11 protein-coding genes are annotated in these 13,016 nt (G+C 72.5%); 9 read left to right on the top strand and 2 right to left on the bottom strand.

Annotation, left to right across the window (positions count from 1 at the left end; genetic code table 11):
* Nucleotides 1-46 precede the first annotated feature (46 nt).
* On the bottom strand, nucleotides 47-796 hold the full coding sequence (locus tag ABD998_RS05310) for a DeoR/GlpR family DNA-binding transcription regulator (protein WP_345436661.1): 750 nt from the start codon (nucleotides 794-796) through the stop codon (nucleotides 47-49).
* A gap of 93 nt (nucleotides 797-889) precedes the next feature.
* Between ABD998_RS05310 and ABD998_RS05315 the strand changes: the two genes are divergently transcribed.
* The 4 genes from ABD998_RS05315 to ABD998_RS05330 all read left to right on the top strand — a co-directional run bounded on the left by ABD998_RS05315 (nucleotide 890) and on the right by ABD998_RS05330 (nucleotide 6,225).
* Complete coding sequence (locus tag ABD998_RS05315; RefSeq protein WP_345436663.1) at nucleotides 890-1,648, top strand: DeoR/GlpR family DNA-binding transcription regulator; 759 nt, start codon at nucleotides 890-892, stop codon at nucleotides 1,646-1,648.
* 83 nt (nucleotides 1,649-1,731) lie between these two features.
* Nucleotides 1,732-3,768, top strand: a complete 2,037-nt coding sequence (locus ABD998_RS05320; RefSeq protein WP_345436665.1) for a bifunctional aldolase/short-chain dehydrogenase — start codon at nucleotides 1,732-1,734, stop codon at nucleotides 3,766-3,768.
* Between the two features lie 91 nt (nucleotides 3,769-3,859).
* Entirely contained in the window at nucleotides 3,860-5,272 is a 1,413-nt protein-coding gene (locus ABD998_RS05325) for a rhamnulokinase (protein ID WP_345436666.1), read from the top strand.
* A complete protein-coding gene (locus ABD998_RS05330) occupies nucleotides 5,269-6,225 on the top strand; it encodes a serine hydrolase domain-containing protein (RefSeq protein WP_345436667.1) in 957 nt (318 codons plus the stop codon). The genes ABD998_RS05325 and ABD998_RS05330 overlap by 4 nt, the downstream gene beginning before the upstream one ends.
* Here ABD998_RS05330 and ABD998_RS05335 read toward each other — a convergent pair.
* Nucleotides 6,214-7,128: a pseudouridine synthase gene (locus ABD998_RS05335; RefSeq protein ID WP_345436668.1), complete on the bottom strand. Its 915-nt coding sequence runs from the start codon at nucleotides 7,126-7,128 to the stop codon at nucleotides 6,214-6,216. The genes ABD998_RS05330 and ABD998_RS05335 overlap by 12 nt on opposite strands.
* A gap of 70 nt (nucleotides 7,129-7,198) precedes the next feature.
* Here ABD998_RS05335 and ABD998_RS05340 point away from each other — a divergent pair, with 70 nt between their 5' ends.
* From ABD998_RS05340 to ABD998_RS05360, 5 genes are all read left to right on the top strand, one after another.
* Nucleotides 7,199-7,933 (top strand): FadR/GntR family transcriptional regulator, encoded by a 735-nt coding sequence (locus ABD998_RS05340; protein ID WP_345436670.1) that lies wholly within the window; start codon nucleotides 7,199-7,201, stop codon nucleotides 7,931-7,933.
* Nucleotides 7,902-9,173 carry an alpha-hydroxy acid oxidase gene (locus ABD998_RS05345; RefSeq protein WP_345436672.1) on the top strand — a complete coding sequence of 424 codons (1,272 nt, stop codon included), beginning with the start codon at nucleotides 7,902-7,904 and terminating at the stop codon, nucleotides 9,171-9,173. The genes ABD998_RS05340 and ABD998_RS05345 overlap by 32 nt, the downstream gene beginning before the upstream one ends.
* A gap of 362 nt (nucleotides 9,174-9,535) precedes the next feature.
* Nucleotides 9,536-10,477 carry a quinone oxidoreductase family protein gene (locus ABD998_RS05350; protein WP_345436674.1) on the top strand — a complete coding sequence of 314 codons (942 nt, stop codon included), beginning with the start codon at nucleotides 9,536-9,538 and terminating at the stop codon, nucleotides 10,475-10,477.
* A 68-nt stretch (nucleotides 10,478-10,545) separates the two neighbouring features.
* On the top strand, nucleotides 10,546-11,853 hold the full coding sequence (locus tag ABD998_RS05355; protein WP_345436676.1) for an O-acetylhomoserine aminocarboxypropyltransferase/cysteine synthase family protein: 1,308 nt from the start codon (nucleotides 10,546-10,548) through the stop codon (nucleotides 11,851-11,853).
* Nucleotides 11,854-11,956: 103 nt separating this feature from the next.
* Complete coding sequence (locus ABD998_RS05360) at nucleotides 11,957-13,012, top strand: M24 family metallopeptidase (protein WP_345436678.1); 1,056 nt, start codon at nucleotides 11,957-11,959, stop codon at nucleotides 13,010-13,012.
* The last annotated feature ends 4 nt before the right edge of the window (nucleotides 13,013-13,016 follow it).

The following is a 13,016-nucleotide window of genomic DNA, read 5'->3' on the forward strand; positions in this document are numbered from 1 at the left end:
ATGGCACCATGTTGTTAGAAGTTGTTAGCTTTTGTCAAGTCTTGATCTAGATGACGGTGCCCACGATGCGCGCATAGGGCACCAGGTCGGCCGAGGCGGGGGCGAGCTCTGTAGCCAGGACCCCCACCCGATCGAGGGTCACGGCTGCGGCCGTGGCGTTGCCGGCGAGCTTCTCCGAATGCGCGCCGATCACCACCTGCGCCGACGACCGCGCGAAGGCGCGCTTGATCTCCGCCTCCTCGAGCGTGTCCTCGTAGCACGCGCGCTCATCGATCGCCGCGGCGGAGGAGAAGAACGACGCGAATCGCATGCTCTCGAGGAACGCCGTCGCGACGGGCCCGACGAGCGACCCCGAGCGGCGATCGGCTGCGCCGCCCGTGAGGATGGCCGTGACTCCCGGCCTGTCCTGAAGAGCCTGGAAGGTCGTCAGGCCGTTGGTGACGACGGTGAGGTCGTCGCTCGGGGCGATGAGCTGCGCGAGCCTGTGCATGGTCGTCGACGAGTCCAGCGCGATCACCCCGGACGGGGGCACGAGCGGCAGGAGCTTCTGCGCGATGGCCGCCTTCTCCTCCGCATGCGACCGCTCCCGCCCCTCGAAGCTCACCGGTCCGCTGTAGACGGCGCCGCCGCGCACCCGTCGCGCGATGCCCTGCGACTCCATCCCGGTGAGGTCCCTCCGCACCGTCATCTCGCTCACGCCGAGCGCGTCGGCCGCCTCGGCGAGCGAGACCGCCTTCGAGTCCTTGAGGCGGTTCAGCAGCCAGTTCCATCGCTCTTCCGCAGCCAGAGAGTTCACCCTTCGAGTCTAGGGACGAGCGCGGAGATGATGACAGGACTTCACACGCGCTCACAGCCCCGGTCCCCGCCACCCGACTCCTAGGATTCCCCCATGGCCATCTCGAACCTCGACGCGGAGCGCCGTCGCGACCGGCTCGTCGCACTCGCCCACGAGCCCGACGGCGTGCTCATCGACGTAGCAGCCGACCTGTTCGCCGTGTCGGGCATGACCATCCGGCGCGACCTGCTCGAGCTGGAGGCCGAGGGGCGCGTGCGCCGCGTGCGCGGAGGTGCCGTCGCCGCCGAGACGGCGCGCGCATTCGACGCCCGCTCCGCCGTGCGCGCGACGGCGAAGCGCGCCGTCGCCGCCAAGGCCCTCGCCCTCGTGCCGCGCCGCGGCGTCGTCGCCCTCGACGCCTCCACGACCGCGCATGCGCTCGCGGCGGCGCTCGGATCGCGCGACCGGCTGACGGTCTACACGAACGCCTTCGAGACGTTCCAGGTCGCGAACCGCCTCGAGGGCGTCACGGCCGTGCTCTCCGGCGGCGAGGCCGAGCCCACGACGGGGAGCCTCGTCGGCCCGATCGCCGCCCGATCGCTGCGGTCGGTGTACTTCGACGTCTTCTTCACCTCGGCCGATGCGGTCGACCCGGTCGACGGCACCTCGGAGGTCTCGGTCGAGGAGGCCGAGGTGAAGCGCGTGCTCGCGGCGGGCGCCAGCCGCACCATCCTGTGCGTCGACTCCTCCAAGCTCGGGCGCCGATCCGTCGCGCGAGCGCTCGACGGCGGCGAGTTCTCCACGATCGTCACCGAGCTGGAACCGTCCGATCCCCGACTCGATCCCTACCGACTCCTTGCGGAGATCGTCTGAGCCCTTCCGAAGCGCGTTGTGACATGTTATCTTTCACATAACCTCACAGTGCCGCCCCGGCGCATCCCGTTCGAAGGAACCCCATGACGAACCCCACCGTCGCCGACCTGATCGCACGGTCGAACCGACTCGGATCCGACCCGAAGAACACGAACTACGCCGGCGGCAACACGTCGGCCAAGGGCACCGACATCGACCCCGTCACGGGCGAGCCCGTCGAGCTCCTCTGGGTCAAGGGCTCGGGCGGCGACCTCGGCACGCTCACGGAGAAGGGCCTCGCCGCGCTGCGGGTCGACCGCCTCCGCGCCCTCGTCGACGTCTACCCCGGCATCGATCGCGAAGACGAGATGGTCGCCGCGTTCGACTACACGCTGCATGGCAAGGGCGGCGCCGCCCCGTCGATCGACACGGCCATGCACGGCCTCGTCGACGCCGCGCACGTCGACCACCTCCACCCCGACAGCGGCATCGCGATCGCGACCGCCGCCGACGGCGAGGAGCTCACGGCGAAGATCTTCGGCGACAAGGTCGTCTGGGTGCCCTGGCGCCGGCCCGGCTTCCAGCTCGGCCTCGACATCGCGGCGATCAAGGAGGCGAACCCGCAGGCCGTCGGCACGATCCTCGGCGGCCACGGCATCACCGCGTGGGGCGACACGAGCGAGGAGTCCGAGCGCAACTCGCTCTGGATCATCGAGACCGCCGCCGCCTACATCGCCGAGCACGGCAAGGCCGACCCGTTCGGCGCCGTCCGCCCCGGCTACGAGGCCCTCCCCGAGGCCGAGCGCCGCGCCAAGGCCGCCGCGCTCGCCGCGACCATCCGCGGGCTCGCGTCGACCGACAAGCCGATGGTCGGGCACTTCACCGACGCCGACGTCGTCACCGACTTCCTCGCGTCCGAGAAGGCCCCGGCCCTCGCGGCGCTGGGCACGAGCTGCCCCGACCACTTCCTGCGCACCAAGGTCAAGCCGCTCATCCTCGACCTGCCCGCCTCCGCGAGCATCGAGGAGTCGATCGCGCGTCTCAAGGAGCTGCACGCCGAGTACCGTGCCGACTACACGGCGTACTACGAGGCCCACGCGACCGAGGAGAGCCCCGCGATCCGCGGCGCCGACCCGCTCATCGTCCTCGTTCCGGGCGTCGGCCAGTTCAGCTACGGCGCCAACAAGCAGACGGCGCGCGTCGCGGGCGAGTTCTACATCAACGCCATCAACGTCATGCGGGGCGCCGAGTCGCTCTCCACGTACACGCCCATCTCCGACGCGGAGAAGTTCCGCATCGAGTACTGGGCGCTCGAGGAGGCCAAGCTGCAGCGCATGCCGAAGCCGAAGACCCACCAGGGCCGCATCGCGTTCGTCACCGGCGCGGCATCGGGCATCGGCAAGGCCATCGCCACGCGCCTCGCGGCCGAGGGCGCATGCGTCGTCGTCGCGGACCTCGACCTCGAGAAGGCGCAGGCCGCCGCCGCCGAGCTCGGCGGGTCGGACGTCGCGATCGGCGTCGCGGCGAACGTCGCCGACGCCGACGGCGTGCAGGCCGCGATCGACGCGACGCTGCTCGCGTTCGGCGGCATCGACCTCGTCGTCAACAACGCGGGCCTGTCGCTCTCGAAGCCCCTCCTCGAGACGACCGAGAAGGACTGGGACCTGCAGCACGACGTCATGGCGAAGGGCTCGTTCCTCGTCTCGAAGGCCGCCGCGAAGGCGCTCATCGAGCAGGGCATGGGCGGCGACGTCATCTACATCTCGTCGAAGAACTCCGTGTTCGCCGGCCCCAACAACATCGCCTACTCCGCCACGAAGGCCGACCAGGCGCACCAGGTGCGCCTGCTCGCCGTCGAGCTCGGCGAGCACGGCGTGCGGGTCAACGGCATCAACCCCGACGGCGTCGTTCGCGGCTCGGGCATCTTCGCCGCCGGCTGGGGCGCCAACCGCGCCGCCACCTACGGCGTCAAGGAAGAGGACCTCGGCCAGTTCTACGCCAACCGCACGATCCTCAAGCGCGAGGTCGTGCCCGAGAACGTCGCCGACGCGGTGTACGTGCTCACGGGGCCGGAGCTCAGCCGCACCACGGGCCTCCACATCCCCGTCGACTCGGGCGTCGCAGCCGCCTTCCTGCGGTGACCCGTCTGATGCCCGGACGGGCGCGCTCCGCACGCGCGCCCGTCCGGGCATCCCCCTTCCCGCCATCCCCACCCCACAGGAGTCCACGCCCATGAGCGTCACCGTCGCCGCCGTCGACCTCGGAGCCACGAGCGGACGGGTCATGCTCGGCCACGTCGGCCCCGACGACCTGCGCCTCGAGGCGGTCGCCCGCTTCGCCAACACGCCCGTCGAGACGATCGACGGCCTGCACTGGAACATCCTCGAGCTCTACCGCTCGATCGTCGAGGGGCTGCGCGCGGCCGGCCAGGCCGGCGAGGTGTCGTCGATCGGCATCGACTCCTGGGCCGTCGACTACGCGCTGCTGCGCGGCGGACGCATGCTCGGCACCCCGTACCACTACCGCGACGAGCGGACGGCCGCCGGCGTCGACGCCGTGCACGCCGTCGCGCCGTTCTCCGAGCTCTACGGCGAGAACGGCCTGCAGTTCCTCGCGTTCAACACGCTCTACCAGTACGCCGCCGACCGGATCGCCGGCGTGCTCGACCTCGCCGACGCCGCGCTCCTCATCCCCGACCTCGTCGCGTACTGGCTCACGGGCGAGAAGGTCGCCGAGTCGACCAACGCGTCGACCACGGGCCTCCTGCGCGTCGACGGCTCGTCGTGGAACGCCCCGCTCGCCGAGAGCCTGGGCATCCCGTCGCGCCTCCTCCCCCGCCTCGTCCAGCCCGGCGAGCGGATCGGCGGCCTCCGAGACGCCGTGCGCACGGCCACGGGCCTCGATGCGCCCGTCGTCGCGGTCGGATCGCACGACACCGCGTCGGCCGTCGTCGCCATCCCCATGACCGACCCGGACGCCGCCTACATCAGCTGCGGGACATGGGGCCTCGTCGGCGTCGAGCTCGACGCGCCCGTCCTCACGGAGGAGAGCCGGGCGGCGAACTTCACGAACGAGGGCGGCGTCGACGGGCGCGTCCGCTTCCTCCACAACGTCATGGGCCTGTGGCTGCTGTCCGAGTCGGTGCGCGCCTGGGAGCGCGAGTCGGGCGAGGCAATCGACCTGCCGGAGCTCCTCGCGCAGGCGGCCGCGGTCGAGACCCCGCAGCCCGTGTTCGACGCCAACGACCCCGCCTTCACGGCTCCCGGCGGCATGCCAGGGCGCATCGCGGCCTGGCTCGGCGAGCGGGGCCTGCCGGTGCCGCAGTCGCGCGCCGAGTTCGCGCGCTGCATCGTCGAGAGCCTCGCCGCGGCGTTCGCGGAGGCCGTGCACACGGCGTCCTCGCTCTCGGGAAAGCGCGTGAACGCCATCCACCTCGTCGGAGGCGGCTCGCTCAACACGCTCCTCTGCCAGTTGACGGCCGATCGGGCGGGGATCCCCGTGCTCGCGGGGCCCGTCGAGGCGACGGCCCTCGGCAACGTGCTCGTGCAGGCGCGCGCGCTGGGCGCGATCGAGGGGGCGCTCGAGGACCTGCGGGGTCTCGTGGCGCGCACGACGTCGCCGGTCTCCTACGCTCCTCGGGCATGACCGGATACACCGCGGCGCTCGACTGGGCGCGCCGCCACGTCTCGGCCGGGCGCATCCCGACCGCGGTCCTCGGCGTCGCCGACGCGTCGGGCGTGCAGGTGCTCGACGCCTTCGGCGCGACGGATGGCCGTGTCGCGCGCGTCGACGACGCCTACCGCCTGTTCTCGATCACCAAGGTGCTCACGGGCCTCGCCGCGGCCCGTGCCGTCGAGCGCGGGCTGCTCACGCCGCAGACCCCGCTCGCCGCCGCCGTGCCCGAAGTCGCGGCGCGCGAGGACGCCGTGCGCCTGTCTCACCTCATGAGCCATACATCGGGGCTCATCGAGCCGCCTCTCGATCCCGCAGAGGGTCTCGCGGCGGCCCTGCGGCGTCCCGGCCGCGACTTCGCGGTCGGAACCGCGTCGCGCTACTCGTCGATCGCGTTCGAGGGAGCGGCCGAGCTCATCCGCCACGCGACGGGACGGTCGTGGGAGGACGAGGTGCGCGCCTTCGCCCCGGGGCTCGTGCTCGAGGAGGACGCCTACCCGCACGCGATCCCCGGCGTCGAGGCGAGCCTCGACCTCCCGCGCTTCGCGGCCTCGCGGCATCCCGGCGCGGGCGCGATCGGCACGGCGGGGGCGCTCCTCGAGCTCGGCTCGGCGCTCCTGCGCGGCGGGGGCGAGGTCGTGCGCCCCGCGACGCTCGCGATGATGCGGCGGCCGCTCACCACCGGCATCCCCCGGCTCGAGCCGTACCCCGCCGAACGCGGCCAGGACTGGGGCTTCTCCTGGAACCTCCGCACGCGCGCGCCGGGCCTCATCGACCGCGACGTCTACGGGCACGCCGGGTGGTCGGGGACCGAGTTCTGGGTGCACCCTTCGGCGGGCGTCGCCTGGGTCCTCCTCACGAACCGCGCGAACGGCCACGGGCTCGACGCCGACGAGCTCGACAACGCGGTGGTGTCAGGCGTCTGACCCGAACGCCTCGAGCGCCCGTCGGCTCGTGAACTCGCGCTCGGAGCCGTCGACGGGGTCGACGAACCGCAGCGTGCGGGCCAGCAGCTGCAGCGGCCGGGAGAAGTCGTCGACGTCGACGTCCTCGACGACGGGATAGACCGGGTCGTTCACGATCGGCCGCCCGATCCGGTTCATGTGCAGCCGGATCTGGTGCGTCTTCCCCGTGAAGGGCACGGCCCGGTAGCGCGCGAGGCCCCCGCGCTCCTCGATGACGTCGACGAGGGTGTGCGCATTGGGCGGTCGGTCGTCGTGCTCGAACGCCTGCATGACGCCGTGCTGCTTCGTGATGCACGAGCGCACGTGCATCGGCAGGTCGAGGTCGCCCGGTGCCGCCGCGACCGCCTCGTACTCCTTCCGCGGCACGCGCTCCTCGAACATCGTCTGGTACGGCCGCCGCCACCTCTGCTCGGTCGTGAGCAGCAGCACGCCCGCCGTGACCCGATCGAGCCGGTGCGCGGGCGAGAGCTCCGGCAGGCCGAGCATGCGGCGGGCGCGCACGACGACGCTCTGCTGCACATGCCGACCGCGCGGGATCGTCGCGAGGAAGTGCGGTTTGTCGACGACGACGATGCGCTCGTCCCGGTGCAGCACCTCGAGGGGGAACGGCACCTCCGCCTCCTCCCGCAGATCGCGGTGGAACCACACGAACATGTGCGGCGCGAAGGGCGCGTCCGCGGGGATGGCCGCACCCGTGTCGTCGACGAAGTCGCCATCCGCGAGCATCTCGTCGATGCGTGCGGGCGCGAGCCGCGGCATCCGCTCGACGAGGTGGTCGCGCAGGCCCGCGTGCGCGCTCTCGCGCGGCGTGCGCAGCCACGCGGCGTCGAGGCCGTGGCGCTGCGGCAGCGGGGATCGGGGCACTCCATGACGCTACCGGGCCACATGCTATCCTGTGGTCAGACCACAGTGGTCTGACCACAGAGGAGACGTCATGGCCGACGAGCAGCGCGCCTGGGAGACCGTGCTCTCCCACCTCGAGCGCTCCCTCCTCGACGGCTCGCTCGCTCCGGGCGACCGGCTGCCGGGCGAGCGCGCCCTCGCAGCCGAGCTCGGCGTCGGCCGCTCGAGCGTGCGCGAGGCCATCCGCGTGCTCGAGGTGCTCGGTCTCGTGCGCACGTCGACGGGGTCCGGCCCCACCTCGGGCGCGATCATCATCGCCGTCCCGGGCGGCGGCATGTCGGCGCTCATGCGTCTCCAGCTCGCGGCCACGGGATTCCCGGTCGCCGACGTCGTCGAGACCCGCCTCGTGCTCGAGGCTCATGTCGCCGCCCACCTCGCGGCATCCTCCCCCGATCTGGCGGGGCCCGTCGCGCTGCTCGACGCCATGGACGACCCCTCGCTCACCCAGGCGGAGTTCCTCGCGCTCGACCAGGAGTTCCACCTCGCGCTCGCCGAGGCCGCGGGCAACCAGGTGGTCACGGCGACCATGGCCGGCCTGCGCTCCGCCATCGAGTCGTACATCACGGCGGGTGCCCTCGCCGCCGCCGACTGGGCGTCGACGTGCGCCCGCCTGCGCGCCGAGCACCGGGGCATCCTCGCCGCCGTCGGCGCGCACGATGCCGAGGGCGCGCGCGACGCCGTCGTCGCCCACATCACGCGCTACTACGACCAGATCACCATCGAGAAGGAGCACCATGCTCAAGCGACAGCTGCCGAACCCCGCTGAGCTCCTCGAGCTCATGCAGTTCAAGAAGCCCGACCTCAACGGCAAGCGACGCCGGCTCGAGTCGGCGCTCACGACTTACGACCTGCGCACCATCGCGAAGCGCCGCACACCCGCCGCCGCCTTCGACTACACCGACGGCGCCGCCGAGGGCGAGTTCTCGATCACTCGAGCCCGCCAGGCGTTCGAGGACATCGAGTTCCACCCCGACATCCTTCGGCCGGCGGCGAACGTCGACACGTCGACGACCGTGCTCGACGGCCCGAGCGCGCTTCCCTTCGGCATCGCCCCCACCGGGTTCACGCGGCTCATGCAGACCGAGGGAGAGTACGCCGGCGCCGGCGCCGCCGCGGCCGCGGGCATCCCGTTCACGCTGTCGACGCTCGGCACGACGTCGATCGAGGACGTCAAGGCGACCAACCCGAACGGGCGCAACTGGTTCCAGCTCTACGTCATGCGCCAGCGCGAGATCTCGTACGGCCTCGTCGAGCGCGCGGCGGCCGCGGGCTTCGACACCCTCATGTTCACGGTCGACACGCCCGTCGCGGGCGCGCGCCTGCGCGACAAGCGCAACGGCTTCTCGATCCCGCCGCAGCTGTCGCTCGGCACCGTCATCAACGCCATCCCGCGCCCGTGGTGGTGGTTCGACTTCCTCACCATGCCGAAGCTCGAGTTCGCGTCGCTCTCGACGACGGGCGGCACGGTCGGAGACCTGCTCAACGCCGCGATGGACCCGACGATCTCGTACGACGACCTCGACGTCATCCGCTCGATGTGGCCGGGCAAGCTCGTCGTGAAGGGCGTGCAGAACGTGCCGGACGCGAAGAAGCTCATCGACCTCGGCGTCGACGGCATCGTCCTCTCCAACCACGGCGGCCGCCAGCTCGACCGCGCACCGATCCCCTTCCACCTGCTGCCGAACGTCGTGCGCGAGGTCGGCAAGGACGCCACCGTCATGATCGACACGGGCATCATGAACGGCGCCGACATCGTCGCCTCTGTCGCGCTCGGCGCGAAGTTCACGCTCGTCGGCCGCGCGTACCTCTACGGCCTCATGGCCGGCGGCCGCGCGGGCGTCGACCGCATGATCGCGATCCTGCGCACCGAGATCGAGCGCACCATGGCGCTGCTGGGCGTCTCGACGCTCGACGAGCTCGAGCCGCGCCACGTCACGCAGCTCGCGCGCCTCGTTCCGGTCGCTCCATCGCACGTCGCCGCCGCGGAGGCCGTGACGGCACGCTGAGCGCGGCCGCTCGCGCGGAGTCGCGAGCGTGAGTCCCCAGTGGCGCTCGCCAGTGGCACTCGCCAGTGCGGATGTCGACCCCGCCCGCACTCGCCAGTGCGGATGTCAGGCAAAACGACCCTTGTGCCCCACATCCGCACTGGCGAAGCGGGGGTGGGGGCACATCGTGCTGAGCAGGCGCTCCTCCCGCCACTCGCCAGTGCGGACGTCGACCCCGCCCGCCCTCGCCAGTGCGGATGTCAGGCAAAACGACCCTTGTGCCCCACATCCGCACTGGCGAAGCCCAGGGATGGCGACGACTGAAGCGGGGGGACGACGACGGCACCGGGGCCCCGCCGACGAAGTCGCGCTACCGTGAACGCATGGCGAAGGCGATCCACTACACCGAGTTCGGCGGGCCCGAGGTCCTCACCCTGGCGGAGATCGACGCCCCGACGCCGGGCGCCGGCGAGGTCGCCGTCCGCGTCGAGGCGGCGGGAGTGAATCCCATCGACGCGAAGCTGCGCTCCGGGCTGCGCGCCTCCGACCCCATCACGTCGCCGCGCCGCGTCGGAAGCGACGGCGCGGGGCACATCACGGCCGTCGGCGCGGGAGTCGACGGCTTCCGCGTCGGCGACCCCGTCGCGTTCTCGGGCACGACGGGCGCCTACGCGACGGATGTCGTCGCCCGTGCCGCCGACGTCGTCCTCCGCCCCGCAGGCGTCACCGCGGCGCAGGGCGCCGCGCTCGGCATCCCCGCCGGCACGGCCTACCAGTCGCTCCGATCCCTCGGGGTCCGCGCCGACGACGTGCTCCTCGTGCACGGCGGCTCCGGGGCGGTCGGCCAGGCGGCCATCCAGTTCGCGGCGCTCGCGGGCGCCCGCGTCATCGCGACGACGAGCGACGCCCGCGCCGACCGCGTGCGCGGACTCGGCGCCGACCCCGTGGCATACGGCGACGGTCTCGCCGACCGCGTGCGCGCGCTCGTCCCGGATGGCCCCACCGTCGTCCTCGACGCCGTCGGCACCGACGAGGCGCTTGCGACGTCGCTCGAGCTGCTCGCCGACCGCTCGCGCATCGCGACGATCGTGCAGGGGGCACGGGCCGCCCAGCTCGGCATCCGGGCCTTCTCCGGCGGATCACCCGAGCCGCTCACCCCGCAGCAGCTCGCATGGCGCGCCGAGGCCGTCCCCGTCGCGCTCGCCCTCCTCGCGGCCGGCCGTTTCAGCGTCGAGCTCGGCGAGGAGCTGCCCCTCGCCGACGCCGCCCGTGCACATGAGCTGCTTGCGGGCGGAGCACGCGGCAAGATCGTCCTCGTTCCCTGAAGGCCCGCCCCGTCACACGGCGTCATGAGGATTCCGGCCGCTCCCGCGGGCGCCGAGAGAATGGCATCATGACCCAGGCCGACGCACCGACCGGATTCGCCACGACGCAGCTGCACGCCGGCTACACCCCGGGCACTCCCGAGTTCACGGTGGCGACGCCCGTCTACCAGTCGTCGGCGTACGCGTTCTCCTCCCTCACGGAGGCGCGTGAGAAGTTCGCGCTGCGGCAGAAGGGCTACATCTACAGCCGCAACAACAACCCGACGCAGGCCGTGCTCGAGCAGCGCGTCGCCCTGCTCGAGGGCGGCGTGGCGGCCGCGGCGGTCTCGTCCGGCCAGGCGGCCGTGGCGCTCGCCACCCTCGCGCTCCTCGGACGCGGCGGCCACGTCGTCGCCGCCAGCCAGCTCTACGGCGGCACGGTCGACCTCTTCGACGACACGTTCCGCGACTTCGGCCTCGACGTGACGTTCGTCGACCAGGACGACTTCGACGCGTGGCGCGCCGCCGTGCGCCCGACGACGCGCGCGTTCTTCGCGGAGTCCGTCGCGAACCCGATCGCACAGGTGCTCGACGTCGCGTCGGTCGCCGAGATCGCCCACGAGGCTGGCGTACCGCTCGTCATCGACAACACCGTCGCCACCCCGTACCTCCTGCGCCCCCGCGAGCACGGCGCCGACATCGTCGTGCACTCCGCGACGAAGTTCCTCGGCGGCCACGGCTCGTCGCTCGGCGGCGTCGTCGTCGACCTCGGCACGTTCGACTTCGCGGCCGCACCCGAGAAGTGGCCCAACCTCTTCGTGCCGCACTGGCGCTACGGCGACGTGTCGCTCTGGGAGGCGTTCGGAGCGGAGCGGGCGTTCATCACGCTCGTGAAGTCCAAGCTCGTCGGCGACCTCGGCCCCGCCCTCTCCCCGTTCAACGCGTTCCAGCTCATCCAGGGTCTCGAGACCCTCGATCTGCGTGTCGCGCGCCACGTCGAGAACGCGAAGACCGTCGCGGCGTTCCTCGACGCTCACCCCAAGGTCGGCGTCGTCTTCCACCCGTCCATCCCGACGAACCCGTGGAAGGGCGTCGCCCGGGAGTACCTCCCCAAGGGCGCGCCGAGCGTCTTCGCCTTCGAGCTCTCGCCGAGCGACGAGGATGCCTTCACGCGCGTCGAGCGCGTCATCGACGGACTGAAGACCATCCGCCTGGTCGCCAACATCGGCGACGCGCGGACGATCGTCGCACACCCCGCATCGATGACGCACAACCACATGACGCCCGACCAGCTCGCCGCGGCGGGGATCTCGGAGCGCACCATCCGGATCTCGGTGGGGCTCGAGGACGTCGCCGACATCCTCGCCGACCTCGACCAGGCGCTCGCGCTGGCCTGACCGCCGACCATCTCACGCGGCGAGAGCGCCCCCGCGACTCGCCCACGCCGCGCTCCTCCGACGGCGATCGCAAGAAACCGCTTTCACGCGTATGCTCTCTCGCATGTCGCCTCACTCCGCGGGAAACGCCCTCGCCGACCGCGCCGTCAAGACCTCCCGCATCACGGACATCCTGGAGGGCCGCGGGCTCGATGCCGTGCGCCTCACCTCGGGCGAGGCGCTCTCGTGGCTGTTCGACGGGGCGCGCACCTCGGTGCCGGTCGGCGGCGCCGCCGTGTTCTCGGCCTCTGTCGGACGCGACGGGCAGGTGCGCGTGCGCGCTCTCCGGAACGAGGCGGAGCGCCTGGCCGCCGAGGAGCTGCCGGGTGCCGACATCGACGTCGTCGACTGGTTCGCTCCGCTCGACGCCGTCGAGCCCGGCGAAGCGGCCGAGTCGGTCATCTCGGCGGAACTGCGCGCGGCCCGCGCATCGCTCCTCCCCTCCGAGGTGCAGCGCTTCCGCGCCCTCGGCGCCGACGCCGCGGCCGCCCTCACCGAGGCGCTGAGCGGAGCGCACCCCGACGAGACGGAGACCGCGCTCGCCGGCCGGCTCGCATCCGCCGTCTACGCGAGGGGCGCGGAGCCCGTCGTCGTCCTCGTCGCGGGGGCCGCGCGCTCCGGGGTGCAGCACCCCGTCCCCACCGCGCACCGCCTCGGCCGGCGCGCCATGGCCGTCGTGACCGCGAAGCGCCACGGTCTGCACGCGAGCGCCACGCGCTGGGTGCGCTTCGGCGGAGCCGAGCCGGAGGCCGCGGCGCGCATCCGCGAGGTCGAGGCCGAAGCCTGGGCGGCCACGCGCCCCGGACGAACCCTGGCGGACGTGCTCTCCGACATCGCCGCGGCGTACGCGCAGCACGGGTTCGGTCCCGATGCCTGGCTGCGCCACCACCAGGGCGGACCCACCGGCTATGCCGGCCGCGACCCGAAGGCCGCGCCGACCTCGCGGGAACGGGTCGACGTCGACCAGGCCTTCGCCTGGAATCCGTGGGCGCCCGGGGCGAAGGCCGAGGACACCGCGCTCGTGGGCGCGGAGGGGATCCAGGCGCTCACGATCGACCCCGCCTGGCCCACCGTGGCGGTCCGCGGGATGGCGCGCCCGGCCGAGCTCGACCTCGGCTGATCGG

It is taken from the genome of Microbacterium gilvum, from assembly GCF_039543865.1.
In the GTDB taxonomy this organism is placed as follows: domain Bacteria; phylum Actinomycetota; class Actinomycetes; order Actinomycetales; family Microbacteriaceae; genus Microbacterium; species Microbacterium gilvum.

Excerpts from the sequence above, each read along its gene's own strand:
- ABD998_RS05360 (WP_345436678.1), top strand. The coding sequence starts at position 11,957 with ATGTCGCCTCACTCCGCGGGAAACGCCCTCGCCGACCGCGCCGTCAAG.
- ABD998_RS05340 (WP_345436670.1), top strand. The coding sequence starts at position 7,199 with ATGGCCGACGAGCAGCGCGCCTGGGAGACCGTGCTCTCCCACCTCGAG.
- ABD998_RS05320 (WP_345436665.1), top strand. The coding sequence starts at position 1,732 with ATGACGAACCCCACCGTCGCCGACCTGATCGCACGGTCGAACCGACTC.
- ABD998_RS05355 (WP_345436676.1), top strand. The coding sequence starts at position 10,546 with ATGACCCAGGCCGACGCACCGACCGGATTCGCCACGACGCAGCTGCAC.
- ABD998_RS05330 (WP_345436667.1), top strand. The coding sequence starts at position 5,269 with ATGACCGGATACACCGCGGCGCTCGACTGGGCGCGCCGCCACGTCTCG.
- ABD998_RS05315 (WP_345436663.1), top strand. The coding sequence starts at position 890 with ATGGCCATCTCGAACCTCGACGCGGAGCGCCGTCGCGACCGGCTCGTC.
- ABD998_RS05325 (WP_345436666.1), top strand. The coding sequence starts at position 3,860 with ATGAGCGTCACCGTCGCCGCCGTCGACCTCGGAGCCACGAGCGGACGG.
- ABD998_RS05345 (WP_345436672.1), top strand. The coding sequence starts at position 7,902 with ATGCTCAAGCGACAGCTGCCGAACCCCGCTGAGCTCCTCGAGCTCATG.
- ABD998_RS05350 (WP_345436674.1), top strand. The coding sequence starts at position 9,536 with ATGGCGAAGGCGATCCACTACACCGAGTTCGGCGGGCCCGAGGTCCTC.